Origin of the sequence: Acinetobacter sp. C32I (genome assembly GCF_023702715.1) — a bacterium.
GTDB lineage: Bacteria > Pseudomonadota > Gammaproteobacteria > Pseudomonadales > Moraxellaceae > Acinetobacter.
This window is the reverse complement of sequence record NZ_CP098480.1, coordinates 719,125-738,022: the sequence shown is the minus strand read 5'-3', so window position 1 is coordinate 738,022 and position 18,898 is coordinate 719,125. Positions and strand designations below refer to the sequence as shown.

Here is an 18,898-nt window from a genome sequence, read left to right as displayed (position 1 = left end):
TATCTTAAATATAATTGAAAAAACAGTCCCTCTTTCATGTATAGAAGGAAGCCACGAACCATCGTCATTGCTTAAATTCGTGACATTCCCCCGCTTTCATAAAGAGGGGGTTAAGGGGAGATTCATCACCCTGCCTTTTTCATTGCAAAATCCTTACCAAATAACAGCTTATTTCTAAAAGTAGAAACAGGCGTTTGATCTGCAATCAACTCGGCATACCACATCCCATCTTCCGTATCACCAAACAGAACCGCACCAATCACTTTGTCTTTTTGGATAATGATACGTTTATAAATTTGACGCTTGTCATCATTGAGGATGATGTCTTCATAATCTTCTTTCGGTTCAAAGTTCCCAGCAGAGAACACATCCACACCGCTGACTTTTAACTGTGTTGGTACGGTTGGCGATTTAAAGGTTAAGCTGCCATGTTCAGCCAAATGCGTTGCACAGATAAAAGCTTGTCCCCATAACGGCTCAACCAAGCCAAAGGTTTGATTACGATGTTCGATGCATTCACCTACCGCATAGATACTTGGATCAAAGGTTTGCATGGTGTCATTGACCAAGATGCCTCGATTGCAACGCAGTCCTGCACTTTGAGCCAAGGCAATATTCGGGCGAATCCCAACAGCAAAAATCACTAAATCTGCATCTAAGACCGTTCCATCTTTAAGGCGGACTTGACTGACATGCCCGTCTTCGCCAATCAATGCTTCGGTATTGGCTTCGGTAATGATATTGATCCCTTTTTGCTCAATACTATGGCGCAACATACGGCTGGCACGCCCATCCAACTGACGTTCCATAATTCGATCCATCAGGTGTAGAACCGTCACATTCATGCCACGTTGTTTCAAGCCATACGCCGCTTCCAGACCCAGCAAACCGCCACCAATCACCACCGCATTTTTCTTAGTTTCGCAATATTTGATCATGGTGTTGACATCATAAATATCACGGAAGCTAATCACACCTTTTAGATCTACACCTTGCACAGGCGGAATAAACGGTGATGAACCAGTGGCAATGATCAAACGATCATAATCAACGCTTTCACCTTTCTCGGTATGTACCACTTTGCGGGTACGATCAATCTTGATTGCAGGATCATCGGCAATAAATTGAATCCCTTTGTCGCTGTACCATGCATGAGGATGCAGCATAATGTCATCAATGGTTTTTTCACCAGAAAGTACTGGCGACAACATAATTCGGTTGTAATTGCCCCAAGGCTCTTCACCAATCACCGTCACATCATAGCGATCTGGAGCCATATCCAATAAATCTTCTAGGCAACGCATCCCCGCCAAACCATTGCCAATTAACACCAGTTTCAGCTTTTCTTGAGCAGCGCCATTGTTGGTAATATAAGTCTTTTGCGGAACAGACCCGACCCACACCCGACCATTTTCAATTTTGGTTGGAAAAACCAAGAGCTTTTGATCTTTATCTTCCAGACAACGCCCCGTCGCTAAACTAAAATGTTGTTTATAAATCGGCGATGCAATCACGCGTTCACCTTGTAAATCGCCAATGATGCCGCGACACATCACATTGGCTTGGCTAAATGGATCTTTATTGCTAAGCGCATAAATCCGCTTTTCGTGACCAACACGAAACAGTGCAACCGATTGACCTTCGATCAGTGCGCCCACACCCGTATTTGGTGTGATGTCATCCAAAGCACACACCTCGACCCATTGATTTTCTGGCAGCATATCGATATTTTTTAAACTGGTCATTTGAGTTCTCCTTATGCTTCAACCATTGGGATACGATCGACTGAACGTTCAGCGTCATTCAAAGGACGAATCTGATCACGTACTTGGGTAAACTGAATATGTGGATCAGCTTGCTGTTCTGCACTGGCATTGATATAGGTTTGGAAACGTTTACGAATCTCAGGATCTTCAACCGCAGTACGCCATTCATCTTGATAAGTCCCAATCACATGACTCATACGACTTTCGAGTTCTTCGGCAAGTCCTAGCGAATCATCGACAATCACTGATTTGAGATAATCCAAACCGCCTTCCATATTGTCACGCCATACGCTGGTACGTTGTAAACGATCTGCAGTTTGGATATAGAACATAAAGAAACGGTCGATATAACGAATCAAGGTTTCGGTATCAAGATCTGATGCCAATAGCTCGGCATGACGTGGTTTCATACCACCATTTCCACAGACATACAGATTCCAGCCTTTCTCGGTTGCAATCACCCCGACATCTTTACCTTGGGCTTCAGCACATTCACGAGTACAACCCGACACCGCCATTTTCAATTTATGTGGCGAACGTAATCCTTTGTAGCGATTTTCAAGTTCAATCGCCAAGCCCACAGAATCATCTACGCCATAACGGCACCATGTACTACCGACACATGATTTCACGGTACGTAATGATTTACCGTAAGCATGACCTGATTCAAAACCTGCTGCATTGAGTTCTTCCCAGATAAACGGGAGTTGATGAATTTGCGCACCAAATAAGTCGACACGTTGTCCACCGGTAATTTTGGTATACAGGTTATATTTTTTGGCAATTTGACCCACGGCAATTAAGCCATCTGGGGTGACTTCACCACCTGCCATACGCGGTACGACCGAGTAAGAACCATCTTTTTGAATATTACCCAAGTAGTAGTCGTTACTGTCTTGTAGGCCCGCATGACTTGGTTCAAGTACAAAATCATTCCAGCACGATGCCAAAATATTGGCCGCCATTGGCTTACAAATATCACAGCCTAGACCATGACCGTGTTGCTGAATCAAATCATCAAAGGTCTTGATTTCATTGACACGAACCAAGTGATAAATTTCTTGGCGTGAGTACGGGAAGTGCTCACACACATGGTTATTGACCGTTACGCCTTGGCGTTGCAGTTCAGACTTCAACACTTGCGTGACTAAAGGTGCACAACCACCACAGGCTGTCGCCGCTTTGGTACATTTTTTCAAAGCACCGAGTGAGGTTGAACCATCACAAATTGCTTGGCAAATATCGGCTTTGGACACATTATTACAAGAACAAATGGTTGCGCTATCTGGCAATAAATCGACACCACTACCGCCTGCTTTAGCACCTGAATCAGCAAAACCTGGCATGATCAAGCTTTCAGGCGTTTCTGGTAGTGCCAGACCATTTAACATCATTTGTAGTAGGTCGTTATATTCTTTAGCATCACCGACCAACACCGCACCGAGCAACTTGGTTTTATCTGCATCGACCACGATCTTTTTATAAACCAAACTATCTTCATCAGCATAAAAATAGCTGAGTGAGTTTGGTGTCATACCGTGTGCATCACCGACAGAGGCAACGTCAACGCCCATCAACTTCAACTTGGTGCTCATATCTGCACCCGCGAAACAATGCGTTTCTTCGGCTAAGATATGTTTTGCAGCAATACGTGCCATGTCATAGCCGGGTGCGACCAGACCATAGATTTTATTGTCCCACAGTGCACATTCACCAATCGCATAAATATTGTCATCTGAGGTTTGGCAATAATCATTAATTTTAATCCCACCACGTTCACCAAGTACTAAACCACTGACACGCGCTAATTCATCACGTGGGCGAATCCCCGCTGAGAATAAAATAATGTCTGTTTCCAGCTCGCTACCATCCGCAAACTTCATGATGTGCGTTGTGCTATCACCGGCTTCAATACATTGTGTGGCTTTTTGGGTGTGGACTTTCACCCCAAGATTTTCAATTTTACGGCGTAATACCTTGCCACCAAGATCATCAATTTGTACCGCCATTAAACGCGGTGCAAACTCCACCACATGCGTTTCCAGATTTAAATCTCGCAATGCTTTGGCAGCTTCTAGACCTAATAAACCACCACCAATCACCACACCTGTTTTGGCATTTAAGCTCGCAGCACGAATGGCATCTAAGTCTTCAATGGTACGATAGACAAAACAGTTTTCACGATCATTGCCTGAAATTGGTGGAACAAAGGCATATGAACCTGTTGCTAAGACCAATTTGTCATAATGAATGACATCGCCTAAATTGGTAGTCACCGTTTGCTCAGCTGCATTAATTTCTACCGCTTTGGTATTGAGTCTTAAATCAATACCGTGCGCGTCTGCAAAATCAAAGCGAGCCAGTGATAGGTCTTTGGCTGTTTTACCAGAGAAGTATTCAGTCAAATGTACGCGGTCATAGGCAATACGTGGTTCTTCTGCAAGGATGGTAATTTCTAATTCATCATCAGCTTTCTCTAAGATGGCTTCGATGAATTTATGCCCCACCATACCGTGACCAATCATCACTAATTTCATTGTGTTTCTCCTCAAATCGAATCTTTGATTAAGCTGCGCTGCTTTGTTCTGAGCTACGTTCCAACATGGCTTGTTCAAACAGCTGTTGTTCTTTTTGTTTATGCTCTACCGAGAATCGGATCAGCATCACCGAGCTTGCAGCAATCACTACCAAGCCACCTAAAACCATTAAACAAGTTTGAAAATCGACCATTCCTTTCAGCAAGAATCCTGCTGCGACTGCCCCGACATTGCCACCTGCACCAATAATGCCTGCCACACCACCGAGTGCTTCACGATCAATAAATGGAACCAATGCATAAGTCGCACCACATGCCATATGGGTAAACAGTGCGAAGATGGTCATACTGAGGATTGCAAGAACGGCACTATTCATATGCGCGAATAGCATCAGGAACAGTCCTTCACCCAAGATCAACAGAAACAAGATTTTGGTACGACCATCCAAACCTTTTTTCAGCGCCACTTTGTCTGAAACAATCCCGCCAAGGGCACGGGCAAACAGTGCCAGCAAACCAAAAACCCCTGCTGCCAGTCCTGCTTCTTTTAAACCAAAGTTAAAGTGCTCGACGTAATACATCGCAATGATGTTGTGCATGAAGATTTCAATGCCGAAACATGCCGCATAAGAGCAGAATAGAATCCAGACCCGATAGTTACGCGCTGCGTGCATTAGAATTGCTAAACCACCTTTTTTGTCGCTTCCTACCACCACACCTTGCGCGCGCAGTTCTTTAAAATCGCCTTGTGGGCAGTCTTGGGTCAGCTTCCAATAAAGCACCCCCACGATCAGCATCATCACACCAGGTACAAGCAATGCAATTCTCCAACCCATGGCTTGTTCAACACCGAACATCACCAAGGCAGACAACAGTAAAGGCATCAAAGCTTGTGTTGCACCGCCACCTGCATTCCCCCAACCCGCTGAAGCGGCATTTGCAGTGCCTACAACATTTGGCGCAAACATAATGCTGGTATGGTATTGCGTGATCACAAAGCTGGCGCCAATTGCACCAATCAATAAGCGGAAAAATAGGAAGGATTCATAACTATTAGCTGCAGCAACACCAAATACAGGAATGCTGCCCAGCAATAACAATGCAGTATACGTTTTACGCGGACCATACTTATCACACAGTGGGCCAACGATTAATCGAACCACAATCGTGATTGCAACAGCAGCAATATTAATATTGGCAATCTGATCTTTGGTGAGATGGAACTCGCCTGCGATTACTGGCATTAACGGTGCACAAGCAAACCAAGCAAAGAAACAAACGAAGAAAGCAAGCCAACTCATGTGGAATGCCCGCATCGCTGGTGCAGAAAAGTTGAATAACTTAATTGATGTGGCTTTTTTCGCCGATAAATCTAAAGACATTGCCATCTCCCATACTGAACGTATCTTGTGTTGTTCATACAGCACGCTGTATCAACAAACCGATCAGATCGGACATCGTTGGCCGTCTTACAATTTTGCAAGTCATCTTTGACTCAAGGAATAATTAGCAAATGCTGTGCCAAGTTCTGACCACAACCAGACCAATAAAACATTAATCATTGTTTTATATAGACTTTACCTATTTATTCTTTCTTTTTAATGAATACCAATTCGGTTAAAGAGTGCAAGTTCAGTACAACGACCTGTTTTAAAGCATAATTCGCACTGCTTCAAAACAACTCTTTTTATGCACTTAAAAAGTGCAGTTTCTATTCTGGAGGATATAATTCAAATTTTTCATTTCTTCTACTTGGTCACAGCGATACAATAAAGCGCATAAACAATACGCCCTATGGAGCGATTGCACCGAATAAGAAATGAAAACTCATTCACTGGCACTAATTTTGCTTCAAAAACAATACGCACAGCACTTTATATCTGTGCACAACCCCACCGTTTGACCTAAATACTATGCCGAAACTCAAGATCGCACTTATTGATGACGACCAGGCTCGGGCTGAATACATAAAAACCTGTTTAATTGAACATGACTTTGATGTAGTGGCTTGTTTTACTCTCGATCATCTCAATATTTTTAAACTCGAACATCTTCAAGCCGATGTCATTCTGCTTGATATGGATCATCCACATCGCGATGTGATTGAAAGTTGTGTCAGTAACTTTGATCTGCCTACCGTCTTATTTACCAAGAACACCGATAAAGACACCATCAAACAAGCCATCGATGCAGGGATTACCGCCTATATCGTCGATGGTATAGACCCAAGCCGCTTACACACCATTTTAGATATTTCGATTGAGCAGTATAAAAAGCATAAAAAACTGGAATGTGACCTGAAAGATGCCAAGACCAAACTTGCAGATCGTAAAGATGTCGAAAAGGCCAAAGTGTTGCTCATGCAACTGCATGGCTTAACTGAAGACACCGCGTTTCAATTACTCAGAAAAAATGCCATGAGCCACCGCATGACCATTGGAGAAATGGCACGCCGTTTACTCGATGCCCAACAACTTTTAAATAATCAACTAAAGGATGAATAGATGAGCCATTTAGTCGAATTAGCAAAAGTAGAAAAAACCGAATTACAACTGGGCTATATTCCCTTACTTGATTGTGTCGCATTACTCTGGGCAAAACAGCGTGGTTTTTTTGAAGAAGTCAGTTTAAATGTCAATTTAGTCAAGGAAGCCTCTTGGGCCAGCTTACGTGATCGTTTAGCTTTTGGCTTACTCGATGCTGCACATTGCCTGTCTGCCATGCTGCCAGCGGCAGCAGTCGGAACCGATCAAATTGGGATTCCATTACAAACCCCTATCGTGTTGAGTGAAAACCGTGCCTTTATCAGCTTAAGCCAGAAGCTCTGTTATGCACTGAATATTCAGAAACAAGACAGCGCAGAGAGCTCCGCACAGAAACTGACGGATTATATCCGCCAAGATCAAAATGTCTCTTTGGCACATGTATTCCAACACTCGATTCATCACTATTGTCTCAGAGAATGGTTGGCCTTGGCCGATCCTAAACTGGCGCAATCCATTCAAATGAAAACCCTACCACCTCCCTATATGGTCGAGGCGATCAGTAACCATTTAATAGATGGTTTTTGTGTCGGAGAACCCTGGAATACCCAAGCCGAGTTACAAGGCTTAAGTCACATCATCTGTTCTAGCCAACAGATTATTCCCAATGTTGCCGACAAAGTCTTAGCCGTTACACAGGAATGGGCGCAACAACATCCACACACTTTGATTGCCTTAACCAGTGCCATTCTCAAAGCGCAACAAGAGTTGCGACAACTGGATGATTTCAGCCCTGTATGGCAACTTCTGATTGAATTTGATGTGATCCAATTCCATTGCTCGCCAGACGTACATGTTGAAAAGTACTTCATCATTCAGAATATCATTCGGAATTTCGTACAAGGCAGTGCCGAACCCAAAGCAAAGGATTTTGAATGGCTGTTTCAGCAAATGCATAAGTGGAATGCCTCTGCACTCGATGAAATGAGTTATCCTGATCAGGCACAAAGCTGTTTGCTCACTGAGATCTATCGAGCCGCTTCGATCCAGTCATAAAACCAACATAAAAAAAAGCTGTCTTGATGTACCAAGACAGCTTTGAAAGACCCATAAGAGATTGCCCCAATCAAAAGCAAGCTCTTAAGTAGTGTTATCTTATTTAAAGCATGGATATCTTTTTCGGACATTTTTATGTCATTAACTGCCATCTCCAATGTGAAATTTCATCATTTCTGCCAACTGGATCATGCATATAAATGTTCATTCCATAATCATCTTAGAGAATAGAACTTTAGGCTAGACTCAGCTTGTCTTTCACTTACTGAGCCGTATTTAAAAGTGGATCTACAGATTTTTTCAAGTTTAGGTAAAACATCTGCAAAAAAATTACTAATACATGCAAAAACAATATGTTATCATTCTAAAGTCAGGAGATTTTTCTTATTTAGCTACACAGCAACCTGTTTTTTTTCTGGTATTTAAGTCTGGTCAATCGATATAAATCTAAATCATTTGACTGCTGAGTTACACAATTCCCATGAACGAAATGGGGCAATTCAGTTTAAAATGTTTAAAAATTAAATTACGTTGAATTTTGTCATATTTTAACATTGCCAATTCCTTGCAAAGTTTTCATTATATGCACCATGCTTGGCATGCAAATTTCTTCATCGATTAAAACAAATTATAAAAAAATTGCAGAATTTTGTGCCATAATAAGCAAACTTTGCAGACATCTTGCAAAAAACTTTTGCAGATTTAGAATTGGAGCAGGCTGAATGAGCTCAACCATTTTGGTGATTCACGGACCGAATTTGAACTTGCTAGGAAAGCGCGAACCAGAGGTTTATGGTTATCTCACTTTGGATGATATTAACCAGCAACTCACTGCTCAAGCTCAACACGTATCACTTACACTCGATTCTTTTCAAAGTAACTGGGAAGGTGCGATTGTCGATCGCATTCATCAAGCACAAACTGAGGGTGTGAAATTTATCATCATCAACCCTGCTGCCTTGACCCACACATCAGTTGCTTTACGCGATGCCCTACTTGGTGTTGCCATCCCCTATATTGAGGTGCATTTGTCAAATGTTCACGCCCGTGAATCATTCCGTCATCACTCATATTTATCAGATAAAGCCATTGGCGTAATTTGTGGCTTAGGTGCAAAGGGTTATTCCTTTGCTCTCGATTACGCTATCGAAAAAATTCAATCTTCTAACTAATTTTAAACACATTAGGAATGCTCACTCATGGATATCCGTAAAATCAAGAAACTCATCGATTTGATGATTGAATCTGACTTACAAGCGATTGAAGTTAAGGAAGGTGACCAATCCATCTCATTAACTCGTCCTACACCTGTGTATGCGGCAGCACCTGTTGCAGCAGCGCCAGCCGCTTCTGCTCCTGCGCCAGCAGCAAAAACCCCTCGTGGTGCTGTTGAAACTTCTCCAATGGTTGGTGTGTTCTATGCAGCACCGAGTCCAGGCGAAGCGCCATTTGTAAATGTAGGTCAAACAGTTTCTGCGGGTGAAACATTGGGGATCATCGAAGCGATGAAAATCATGAACCCGATTGAAGCGACTAAGAGCGGTGTCATTGAAGAAATTTTAGTGAAAAATGGTGAAGTGATCCAATTCGGTCAACCACTTTTCCGCTACCGTGCCTAATTAGTCTGGGGATTCCTATGTTGCAAAAAGTATTAATTGCAAACCGTGGTGAAATCGCTTTACGAATTACTCGGGCTTGTAAAACTCTTGGCATTAAAACAGTAGGTATCTATTCAGATGCCGATAAAGATTTAATGCACTTACGCTTCGTTGATGAAGCAGTATGTATCGGACCGGGCGCAAGTAGTGAAAGCTATTTAAATATTCCTGCAATTATTACTGCTGCAGAAATTACAGGTGCAGATGCCATCCACCCTGGTTATGGCTTTTTATCTGAAAATGCTGAATTCGCTGAAATTGTAGAAAGCTCAGGCTTTATCTTCATTGGCCCACGTCCTGAACATATTCGCCTGATGGGCAATAAAGTTTCTGCGATTATCGCCATGAAAAAGTCAGGCGTACCAACCGTACCAGGTTGTGACCATGCGGTAACCATTCACAATGCGCTTGCTGAAGCCAAAGAAATTGGCTTTCCATTAATCGTCAAAGCTGCATCTGGTGGCGGTGGTCGTGGGATGCGTATCGTAGAACGTGTCGACACCCTACTTGAATCTGTTCAAGCAGCACAACGTGATGCGGAAATGTGGTTTGGTGATGATACGGTGTATATGGAACGTTTCTTACAGAAACCACGCCATGTCGAAGTACAGGTTCTCGGTGATGGTAATGGCCATGCGATTCACCTCTATGATCGTGACTGCTCTCTACAACGTCGCCACCAAAAAGTACTGGAAGAAGCACCTGCTCCAAACTTACCGGAACAAGCACGTGCAGATATTCTTGAAGCCTGTGTGAATGCTTGTAAGTTGATGCAGTATCGTGGTGCGGGAACATTCGAGTTTTTATTTGAAGATGGTGAATTCTTCTTTATCGAGATGAATACCCGAGTTCAAGTAGAACACCCTGTCACTGAAATGGTGACTGGTGTGGATATTATTGAACAACAACTTCGTATTGCGGCTGGTTTAGGCTTAGAGCTTGAACAAGATCAAATCGAAGTAAAAGGTCATGCGATTGAATGCCGTATCAATGCTGAAGATCCAACCACCTTCTTGCCATCTCCTGGGAAAATTGAAAATTTCTATGCACCAGGTGGCGCAGGAATCCGGTTGGACTCGCACATTTATCAAGGCTATAGCATTCCGCCTTACTATGATTCAATGATTGCAAAATTAATTGCCCATGGTAAAGATCGTGAAACCTCTTTGGCTCGCATGCGCCAAGCTTTAGATGAAATGATTCTAACTGGTATTAAGACCAATATTCCATTGCATAAAGATCTGATCTTGAAGGATAAAAACTTCTGTGAACAAGCAATGGATATTCATTATCTGGAAAAACATTTGCTGAAGCAGCTAGAACAACAAGCTGAAAAAGCCTAAATAAAAAAGCCTCTTCAATAAGAGGCTTTTTTTATAACTCAATTAATCTAAGGTAAAACACGGCGTAAGGTTGCAAAGCATTTATCACCTTTTTCACTGGCACAAAAATCGATGGTCGAATCATTGGCCCACTTCACGAAATACTGAGAAACCTCACCTGTTTGGTCTTGCTTTTGACCTGAACAGTCTGTTTCATTATTGTCATATTTGATTTGTAAAATCAGTGCAGGTAAACGCTCTTTATGGTCTTCTGAGGGCTGATAGTCATATAAGCCATAAGACCATTCTTGTCCGCTTTTAACCACTACATCGCTAGCGCCACGGAAATTATAGTACTCGACACATTTTTTATTGTTCGGAATTTCCATTCCCCACAAGCCCATGATTTCTGGACGAGTGGTGACCCGAATTGCGTTAGCTTTCGCGATCTGCTGCGGGGTTACTGTTACTTTGTCATTTACGACCGTCTCTGCCATAGTCCATGTTGAGCAAGCCCATAATAATCCAATAATATAAATATTTTTCATAGATTTAATTAAGTCGTCATCTTAACGGTGCATAGGCTTAAATTAGCATATTTTTTGATAAAAACATGCATTCATAACCATATAAACACAATATTTTTACCATGCAATTTAAATGCTTGTTTTGGCATTTTTTCAGGTATGCTATTTTCCAATTTGTGCTTAATTATTTACTTTATAAAGAATTAGCTTTAGGGATAAAAGCCATGAAATTTTCAGAATACGTACAGTACGATGGTCTAGGACTCGCTCAGCTGGTCAAAAACAAAGAGATTCAGCCTTCAGAGCTACTGGAAATTGCATTAGAACGGAGCAATCAGGTTAATCCAAAGCTAAATACCATCATTATTCCAATGTATGAACAAGCCAAACAACGTGCACAACAGAACCTTAGTGGTGCATTTGCAGGCGTTCCATTTCTCGTCAAAGACCTGTTCCAAGAATACCAAGGTGTGCCAACCTCTTATGGCAGTCAAGCATTAAAAAAAATCAATTACACGCCTGATTTTAATGCTGAAATTGTCAATCGCTGGGAACAAACTGGTATTGTCACTTTTGGTCGTACCAACACGCCAGAATTTGGTATTAAAGGGATTACAGAACCAGAGGCTTGGGGTTCATGCCACAATCCTTGGAATTTAAAACATAATACGGGTGGATCTTCAGGCGGTTCTGCTTCGGCTGTTGCAGCGGGGTTAGTACCGATTGCGGGTGCTGGCGATGGCGGCGGATCAATTCGTATCCCTGCTTCTTATTGCGGTATATTCGGACTCAAACCCAGTCGTGGGCGTACGCCTTGGGGGCCACAATTCAGCGAAGCTATGCACGGCGCAGCCATGCAGCATGTACTCAGCAAAACTGTTCGAGATAGTGCAGCCATGCTTGATGCAGTGCAAGGTCCTGAACAAACTTCATTATTTCGAATTGAAGCCCCTAAACAAAACTACTTAGATATCATTCAACAAAGCCCAAAAAAACTCCGCATTGCGTTTAGCACCCAGTCACCGATTGGTAGCAAAATTTCTAAAGATGCAATCCAAGCCGTACAACAAACAGCAAAACTCTTAGAATCATTGGGTCATATCGTGGTTGAAGACCGACCTAAAATTGATGGCCTCGAACTGGCCAAAGACTTCGTTACCACTTGGTTTAGCCAATTCTCCTATATGCAGGCCCAGATCAAGCAAATGGCAGGTGCTACCGATCGTGATTTTGAACTCGATTCGATTGCTTTGGCCGCCTTTGGTGCGAAGACTACAGCAACAGAATATATTCACACGCTCAATAATTGGGGACTGTACAGCACCCAGATGAATATTTTCTTTGAAAAATATGACTTATACCTCACCCCAACCACGGCCTCAGTCGCGCCTAAAAATGGTGAGGTTGCTACACCAGCTTGGCAGAAGCCAATCCTAAAAGGCTTGCTAAAAGTTGGTAAAGCGCATTATTTAGCGCAAGGCAAGTTGGTTGAAAAAATGGTACAGGACAATTTAAGCTGGGTGCCATTTACCCAATTGGCCAATGTAACGGGCCTACCTGCCATGTCTGTACCATTGTATTGGAATAAACATGGTATGCCACTCGGTAGCCAGTTTATCGCGCCTTTTGGACGAGAAGACCGCTTGTTGCAACTTGCTGCTCAACTGGAACAAGCACAACCGTGGCTGCCACAATATAAGCACATCCAAATCTAGCCTAACTTTTGGCTGCTGTTTCCACTTGATTCGGCAGCCATAGCACCAGTAATAAACCAAACAAGACCACCACACTGGCACAGAAGAAAATAGTCGCACCTGAAAATATTTGCCAGTAGTGCCCAGCCAATAAGCTCCCAGACGCTACCCCTAAGCCCCACATGGTGCTATACAACGCCTGCCCTCGGCCTTGCTGCTCTGGTGTAAAGTTCTGGAAAATCACTTTCATAGCAATCAAATGGAATAGGCCAAAACTAAAGGCATGTAAGCATTGTGCTAACAACTGTCCAATATAATTACCCTCTAAGATACCAACCAAGAACCAACGTAAACTGGTTAAAAGCAGGCAAATCACCACCAATGTTCGCCATGAAAAGCGAGTGAAGAAGAGCTTTTGTGCCACAGCAAACATGACGATTTCAGCAATCACCCCCATCGCCCATAAGCTGCCAATTTGTGTGGTGCTAAAACCGATTTCTTTTAGGTAGTTACTATAGAAGCTATAAAATGGCGCCAATGAGAACAGTAAAATAAATTCAATACTAAAAAATGCCGCGACGATGGGCCGTTTTAAAATCGGCAATAGTGGTTCAAGTGTTTTCTGAGAGCTTGGCGCATGCTCTGGTTCTTTAATACTAAATGACCAGAGAAAGGCCAAAAACGAAACAGAGAGCAATAAAATAGGCAGCATTGAAATCGGAATGACTTCCAGCAATGCTCCAATTACAAATACACCGACAATAAAACCGACTGAACCCCATTTACGCACTTTGCCATAGAGTTCCGCACGTTTTTCGCCTAACCAGAATAAAGTCACCCCTTCAAACTGCGCCAAGATGGCATTTTGGAAGAAGCTAAAAATCAACATCAGTAAAGCCACTGATTGGAAACTATTCGGAATTACGAAGATGGCGAACCAGATACAGGCTTCCATCCATGTTGCAATTCGAACCAAAAGCATTCGTTTACCTGATTTATCTGCAATCCAGCCCCAAATCAATGGTGCAAAAAAACGGGTAATAATGGCAATTGAAGAAAGAATGCCGATCTCTTGGTAATTGAACCCCTGATCTTGTAGATACAGGTTCCAATACGGCATGAATGTACCGACTATGGCATAGTAGAAGAAGTAGAAACCTGCGAGTCTGGTATTGATAGTCAGTGATGGCATTGATTCATTTTATTCGTTGGCTAAGCCTGAAATAACAGCTTATATCTTTCTATTTGAAGCTTTAACTCACATCCAAACATATACGCTTTCATCATTCATACTGGCTTGTATCCAAGCATCATACCTCTAAACCACCTCGAATAATTCATTTGATGAACATAAATCCGAATATAGAATCTACGTTCATTTCTATATGAATAAAATCCAATCATCATTATTTATTTTCGCGGCCCATAAAACAGCCTTTTGCGATGACCCTAGCTCCAAGATTTAAATTTTAAAAAAACCTTTTAAATCATATATTCACCAGAGTAAATCATGGTCTACAGTGATCCCAAGCCATTATCGGATAAGAAATCCATGACTCATGTAGCTTTTCTTCTTTCCAAACATTTAGCATTGCTTGCGATGCAGGAAATAAATTAGACGGTAAGTCTGATAAGCTAAACCAAGCCCATCTATCAAAAATATCTGGTTCGGTAACCACAATTTGCGCTTTCATCTTATTATTGTGTAACTGACACGACAGCCCCACCGTAGTATTTACAACAGGCGAAGACTGATCAATAAGTAGCGTAAATGGTTTAATATTCTGTTCTTCTAATTTTAAACCTGTTTCTTCAAATACTTCTCTTAGTGCTGATTGTTCATAACTTTCACCAGCTTCAATTTTTCCACCTGGAAAACACCAAGAAGGTTCTTCACCAACTTTAATGCGCAGGCCCAACAAGACCTGATCTGCATCATCTAATATCATCACACCAACACCGACTATAGGTGCTAAATTTAAAGTCTCAAGCATCATATAATACCTTTGCAATAACTATGTTATTTGAGATCTTAATTATAACGACGTACGATTGCAGTAATAATACCAACTGAAGAGAACACCTCAATATAATTTTCCCATCATAAAAAATGGCATTCAAGCCAGATCTGCTAACCCGTTTTCATCACCAATCTAGTAACCCCATTCACAATCATATCAATTGCAATTGTGCCAATAAGCAATGCCGCCAACCGGCCAACAATATCGAAATAGCGATCAATATATTTGGCATGCTTATAACGTAAATGGTCATGCGAAAGTTTCATTACGATTAATACACTACATGTTAAAAATAGCGTACATGCAATCACGATTGCTGCCTCAGCAATTGACATACTCATGCCTGTTACAACAGCAGCACTGATTGTTCCAGGCCCAATCATAAAAGGCATAGCCACTGTACCCGCTAGATGTTCTGGAGCACCTCGCATTTCACCAATCGTATCTGCCCCTTGGAAAACATAGCGATAGCCAATGACCAAAAAAATAAGGCCACCAAATATCTGGAACGATTCAAACCGTACATTTAAGTACTTACTAAAAATTGCTTCGCCTCCCCAAGCAAAAAGTAAAAACACAACATAAGCAATCAGCCCACCTTGTATCAGAGCACGATTAAATATTCTGGTCTCTGTATGTCGAATTAAACCGATCATATAGACACTCATCAGAAATGGATTCAACAATGAGAAAAATAAGAGAAATGTGCTCAAATAAGAAGAAGTCATCGTCCCACACTCCAATGCGTCTTCAATACGTTAATCAGCTTTCTACGAAAGATTGAGTTCATACGTTTTTGCAAATGATTAAAAATTATAAACAAACATGACATTCAACAACTTGTTCCACCGTCCGTCATCACCGCCAGCCAAAGAATTTGCGTTCCCTCCAATAAATGGATCATTCTTACTGGTGATATATTCTGAATAAAGCGAGATCTGCTTATAGTTCCAAGCTGCGCCGATGATATTACGTTGAGAGTTTTTATAATTCTGCTCATCTTTATTCAAGCCGCTTAAGACCACATAAGGGGTGACATTCAGGCCATTTATGACATCTTTAAAGCTATAGTTCATATCGACGGAATAAAAAGTGCCGCTATTTGCAATGTTGTAAGCAGTATCAAATGATCCAAATGTGGAGTAATTTGAAATCGGATCTTTATTGTCTATTTTGATCTGTCCTGCCGTCAGGGTTATGGCTAAGTTTTGATAATTAAGAGTATTAAATAATGACCAAGCTTTGCGATTGCCCTCTTTATGATTCTGTTGATTCTCAATCGTTGAATACCAGTAACTTCCACCAACAGCCATATCTAAGTCATCATTATTGAAAAAGCTAAGCTCTTGTTTGGCTCTTATCACGAACATATTTTTTTCTTTTACGCTCGTCATTGTTGGATCATTTGTTTTCACTGTATTGGCAGAATAACGAGCCGTATCATTATCTGCTGTACCTGTGTAATGACCGCCATCTCTGGCAAAGTAGGCCAAATCAATCTTGGTGGCCGAAGGTAATTCAGTATGATAATTAATCCCTAGATTGAGTACATCTTGTAGCCCCATTGTATAATTGAGACCTGCATAAAAGCTGCTATCCCAAAAACGGCTAGGACCAAAAGGTACAGGCTGTAAGCCAAGCGTAATGTGATCTGTACGATTTAAACGATAGCCTGCATATGCAGAAACTAAAGTTGAAAAATCACATAAATCAGACCATTGATAACAACGCCACTGTACATTTCCAAATACATTTGGTGACTCATATCCAATATTCACAATAGCGGCATCAAACTGAATACTATTATCTGAATCAGTATTTTGACCGTAATCTTTATAGTTGTATTTGGCACGTAGTGCACCAGAAACAGTGACGGCTCCTGTATCCATTTTTGGATCACCAAAAGTAATGCCGGCACATACAGGAAAAGCGATCCCAGCTGCCAACAATCCCAGAATTAGCTTGATATTTATCTTATACACTGATATCTCCTTGTATCGGTATTAGAGAGAAATCCATTCCAATTTCTTCCTTGATTTTTAATAAAGGCATCTTATTCTGATCGGAAAATAGTCCTTTTAAATTAAGCACTCAGGATTGATTTAAAACTTGTAATGACCTGATCTAAAAGGGTTGATATATTTTAAACTTCAAATTAAACCATGTATTTCTTTCCAATTACCTGGATGAACCACGTAACCAAATACAGCATGTCCAGCGTAAATTAGCTCTGTTCCCTCAGGTATCCACAGCATCTGCCCTGGCCGAACTTCGTACTTCTGCCCATTTGCAGTGAGTTCAAAACAACCTTCAATGACAAAAATGACTTCGTCATAAAGTAATTTCCAACTCACTTCCGCACCTTCCCAACGTGCAAAGCCAATACCCATATTTGGAGAAACATCAGCTCCTAATGCTCTGGCAACATAAGCAGTACCTTGAGGTGTTTCACCACGGAGATTGAAAACTAATTGTTTACTATCAACTAAACGAACTTCATTCATAATTTTTTACCTTACAATTCACTACGGCTACGCCATTTTTCAAATCGAATACGTGTCTTCACGCCTAGACCTAAAAACGGTTCTGGCGGATTTAAACTTGGCATACCCGTCACGTATTGAATATCACGTAGAGCCTGAGAATCAGATCCCACAACTAGATCGGCTAATAATGTTCCCGAGATTGTTCCCCAAGCTGCTCCAACACCATTGTCACAAGCACTTGCATAAACACCCTCTTCTAATTCACCAAAAAAATTGGTGAAATTACGAGAAATCGCGTAAACACCGCCCCATGTATGTGTAAATGGCACATCAGCTAACTCTGGATAACGTGCTAAAAAGGCTTTGCGATGATCAGCTTGTATCCAATGACGATTATCATCACTCACATTGGCACCGTATTTCGGTACATGTTTATAAGTATTACGGATCAAGATACGACGATCTGCTGTCATCCGTAATGTTGTTCCAGCATGATCTGCTGGTGTTAATCCCCAATTCAACTCACCCAGAAAAATAGTCATTTCTTGGTCTGTCAGTGGACGTGTCCAACTCGCAAAGGTCATGACGGGTAATAAGCGATTTTTCAAATATCCAAATTCACGTGTGAAAATACTGGTTGCTAGAAGTACTTTAGGCGTGGTGATTAGGCCATGATCACCTTCTAAGACCCATTGATTATTGTTTCTTTGCAGATTTCGAATCGGTGATTGCTCTAATAACTCGACAGTTTCTGGTAAATGATCACCCATCCCCCTTACCAAAGCTGCTGGTTGCATTAAGTAAGAACCAGGAGTAAAAATTGCACGACTATAAAAATCTGTCCCGAGTACTTTTTTCAGCTCGGCCTTTTCAACCCAACGATATGGTTCACCTAAATCTTTCATCAAATGTTCAAAATGATTGAGATGAGCTTCACCTCTTTCACCTACAGCGCCTTGGTATTTACCAACTGCCGACCACTGACAATCAATGTTATGGTGCTCGACTAAACCTTGTAATTGTGCAATTGCAGATCGGTTTAGACTTAACAACTTTTGCTTATGCGAAGGATCTGGATGTGATAATGCAAATTTATGCGGTAAATCAATCACAAAGCCAGAGTTACGTCCAGATGCACCTTCAGCCACACGTTGTGCATCTACTAGAATAATACGGGCGTTCGGCTTGAGTTCTGCCAATCTACGAGCTGCGGCTAATCCTGCGAAACCCGCTCCAATAATGGCGTAGTCTGCTTTTTGTGAACCGATTAACTTTTTAGCAGGACCTGCTGGAGCTAATGCCGCATACCAACCACAGGTACGATCATCATTTGGTAAAGCAATCATTTT

The 18,898-nt window shown here is 41.7% G+C and carries 16 protein-coding genes; 6 read left to right on the top strand and 10 right to left on the bottom strand.

From position 1 onward, the window contains the following. Positions 1–125 precede the first annotated feature (125 nt). Genes nirD through NDN13_RS03505 form a run of 3 tightly spaced genes read right to left on the bottom strand, consistent with a single transcriptional unit; the run spans position 126 to position 5,684 of the window. Positions 126–1,745: a nitrite reductase small subunit NirD gene (gene nirD, locus NDN13_RS03515; protein WP_251117179.1), complete on the bottom strand. Its 1,620-nt coding sequence runs from the start codon at positions 1,743–1,745 to the stop codon at positions 126–128. Positions 1,746–1,756: 11 nt separating this feature from the next. After that, entirely contained in the window at positions 1,757–4,303 is a 2,547-nt protein-coding gene (gene nirB / locus NDN13_RS03510) for a nitrite reductase large subunit NirB (protein ID WP_251117178.1), read from the bottom strand. A 28-nt stretch (positions 4,304–4,331) separates the two neighbouring features. Further along, entirely contained in the window at positions 4,332–5,684 is a 1,353-nt protein-coding gene (locus tag NDN13_RS03505; protein ID WP_033133109.1) for an MFS transporter, read from the bottom strand. A 531-nt stretch (positions 5,685–6,215) separates the two neighbouring features. On the opposite strand from NDN13_RS03505, the gene NDN13_RS03500 reads away from it, so the two are divergent. From NDN13_RS03500 to accC, 5 genes are all read left to right on the top strand, one after another. Beyond that, positions 6,216–6,806 carry an ANTAR domain-containing response regulator gene (locus NDN13_RS03500; protein WP_005189070.1) on the top strand — a complete coding sequence of 197 codons (591 nt, stop codon included), beginning with the start codon at positions 6,216–6,218 and terminating at the stop codon, positions 6,804–6,806. Further along, complete coding sequence (locus NDN13_RS03495) at positions 6,807–7,841, top strand: ABC transporter substrate-binding protein (RefSeq protein WP_251117177.1); 1,035 nt, start codon at positions 6,807–6,809, stop codon at positions 7,839–7,841. Positions 7,842–8,563: 722 nt separating this feature from the next. Beyond that, the gene (gene aroQ / locus NDN13_RS03490; RefSeq protein ID WP_101235978.1) at positions 8,564–9,013 is read left to right on the top strand and encodes a type II 3-dehydroquinate dehydratase; all 450 of its coding nucleotides are present in this window, start codon (positions 8,564–8,566) and stop codon (positions 9,011–9,013) included. A 27-nt stretch (positions 9,014–9,040) separates the two neighbouring features. Continuing rightward, positions 9,041–9,460: an acetyl-CoA carboxylase biotin carboxyl carrier protein gene (gene accB / locus NDN13_RS03485; protein WP_251117176.1), complete on the top strand. Its 420-nt coding sequence runs from the start codon at positions 9,041–9,043 to the stop codon at positions 9,458–9,460. A gap of 17 nt (positions 9,461–9,477) precedes the next feature. Continuing rightward, positions 9,478–10,842: an acetyl-CoA carboxylase biotin carboxylase subunit gene (gene accC / locus NDN13_RS03480; protein ID WP_004653228.1), complete on the top strand. Its 1,365-nt coding sequence runs from the start codon at positions 9,478–9,480 to the stop codon at positions 10,840–10,842. Between the two features lie 47 nt (positions 10,843–10,889). Here the strand turns inward: accC and NDN13_RS03475 are convergent, their stop codons facing one another. Further along, positions 10,890–11,369, bottom strand: a complete 480-nt coding sequence (locus NDN13_RS03475; protein ID WP_251117175.1) for a hypothetical protein — start codon at positions 11,367–11,369, stop codon at positions 10,890–10,892. A 203-nt stretch (positions 11,370–11,572) separates the two neighbouring features. Here NDN13_RS03475 and NDN13_RS03470 point away from each other — a divergent pair, with 203 nt between their 5' ends. After that, positions 11,573–13,063, top strand: a complete 1,491-nt coding sequence (locus tag NDN13_RS03470; protein WP_251117174.1) for an amidase — start codon at positions 11,573–11,575, stop codon at positions 13,061–13,063. 1 nt (position 13,064) lies between these two features. On the opposite strand, the gene NDN13_RS03465 is transcribed toward NDN13_RS03470, so the two are convergent. From NDN13_RS03465 to NDN13_RS03440, 6 genes are all read right to left on the bottom strand, one after another. Then, a complete protein-coding gene (locus tag NDN13_RS03465; RefSeq protein WP_251117173.1) occupies positions 13,065–14,234 on the bottom strand; it encodes an MFS transporter in 1,170 nt (389 codons plus the stop codon). Between the two features lie 316 nt (positions 14,235–14,550). After that, the gene (locus NDN13_RS03460) at positions 14,551–15,039 is read right to left on the bottom strand and encodes a nucleotide triphosphate diphosphatase NUDT15 (RefSeq protein WP_241270874.1); all 489 of its coding nucleotides are present in this window, start codon (positions 15,037–15,039) and stop codon (positions 14,551–14,553) included. Positions 15,040–15,173: 134 nt separating this feature from the next. Beyond that, positions 15,174–15,791, bottom strand: coding sequence for a MarC family protein (locus tag NDN13_RS03455; RefSeq protein ID WP_101235973.1), 618 nt, complete (start codon positions 15,789–15,791; stop codon positions 15,174–15,176). 78 nt (positions 15,792–15,869) lie between these two features. Then, a complete protein-coding gene (locus NDN13_RS03450; protein ID WP_251117172.1) occupies positions 15,870–17,045 on the bottom strand; it encodes a hypothetical protein in 1,176 nt (391 codons plus the stop codon). 168 nt (positions 17,046–17,213) lie between these two features. Beyond that, positions 17,214–17,567, bottom strand: a complete 354-nt coding sequence (locus tag NDN13_RS03445) for a EutQ-related cupin domain-containing protein (protein ID WP_005203299.1) — start codon at positions 17,565–17,567, stop codon at positions 17,214–17,216. Positions 17,568–17,578: 11 nt separating this feature from the next. Continuing rightward, complete coding sequence (locus NDN13_RS03440) at positions 17,579–18,895, bottom strand: NAD(P)/FAD-dependent oxidoreductase (RefSeq protein ID WP_251117171.1); 1,317 nt, start codon at positions 18,893–18,895, stop codon at positions 17,579–17,581. Positions 18,896–18,898: the final 3 nt, after the last annotated feature.

What these genes read in the sequence shown, in the direction of transcription:
- nirD (WP_251117179.1), bottom strand. Translation starts at nt 1,745, where the DNA reads ATGACCAGTTTAAAAAATATCGATATGCTGCCAGAAAATCAATGGGTC.
- nirB (WP_251117178.1), bottom strand. Translation starts at nt 4,303, where the DNA reads ATGAAATTAGTGATGATTGGTCACGGTATGGTGGGGCATAAATTCATC.
- NDN13_RS03505 (WP_033133109.1), bottom strand. Translation starts at nt 5,684, where the DNA reads ATGTCTTTAGATTTATCGGCGAAAAAAGCCACATCAATTAAGTTATTC.
- NDN13_RS03500 (WP_005189070.1), top strand. Translation starts at nt 6,216, where the DNA reads ATGCCGAAACTCAAGATCGCACTTATTGATGACGACCAGGCTCGGGCT.
- NDN13_RS03495 (WP_251117177.1), top strand. Translation starts at nt 6,807, where the DNA reads ATGAGCCATTTAGTCGAATTAGCAAAAGTAGAAAAAACCGAATTACAA.
- aroQ (WP_101235978.1), top strand. Translation starts at nt 8,564, where the DNA reads ATGAGCTCAACCATTTTGGTGATTCACGGACCGAATTTGAACTTGCTA.
- accB (WP_251117176.1), top strand. Translation starts at nt 9,041, where the DNA reads ATGGATATCCGTAAAATCAAGAAACTCATCGATTTGATGATTGAATCT.
- accC (WP_004653228.1), top strand. Translation starts at nt 9,478, where the DNA reads ATGTTGCAAAAAGTATTAATTGCAAACCGTGGTGAAATCGCTTTACGA.
- NDN13_RS03475 (WP_251117175.1), bottom strand. Translation starts at nt 11,369, where the DNA reads ATGAAAAATATTTATATTATTGGATTATTATGGGCTTGCTCAACATGG.
- NDN13_RS03470 (WP_251117174.1), top strand. Translation starts at nt 11,573, where the DNA reads ATGAAATTTTCAGAATACGTACAGTACGATGGTCTAGGACTCGCTCAG.
- NDN13_RS03465 (WP_251117173.1), bottom strand. Translation starts at nt 14,234, where the DNA reads ATGCCATCACTGACTATCAATACCAGACTCGCAGGTTTCTACTTCTTC.
- NDN13_RS03460 (WP_241270874.1), bottom strand. Translation starts at nt 15,039, where the DNA reads ATGATGCTTGAGACTTTAAATTTAGCACCTATAGTCGGTGTTGGTGTG.
- NDN13_RS03455 (WP_101235973.1), bottom strand. Translation starts at nt 15,791, where the DNA reads ATGACTTCTTCTTATTTGAGCACATTTCTCTTATTTTTCTCATTGTTG.
- NDN13_RS03445 (WP_005203299.1), bottom strand. Translation starts at nt 17,567, where the DNA reads ATGAATGAAGTTCGTTTAGTTGATAGTAAACAATTAGTTTTCAATCTC.
- NDN13_RS03440 (WP_251117171.1), bottom strand. Translation starts at nt 18,895, where the DNA reads ATGATTGCTTTACCAAATGATGATCGTACCTGTGGTTGGTATGCGGCA.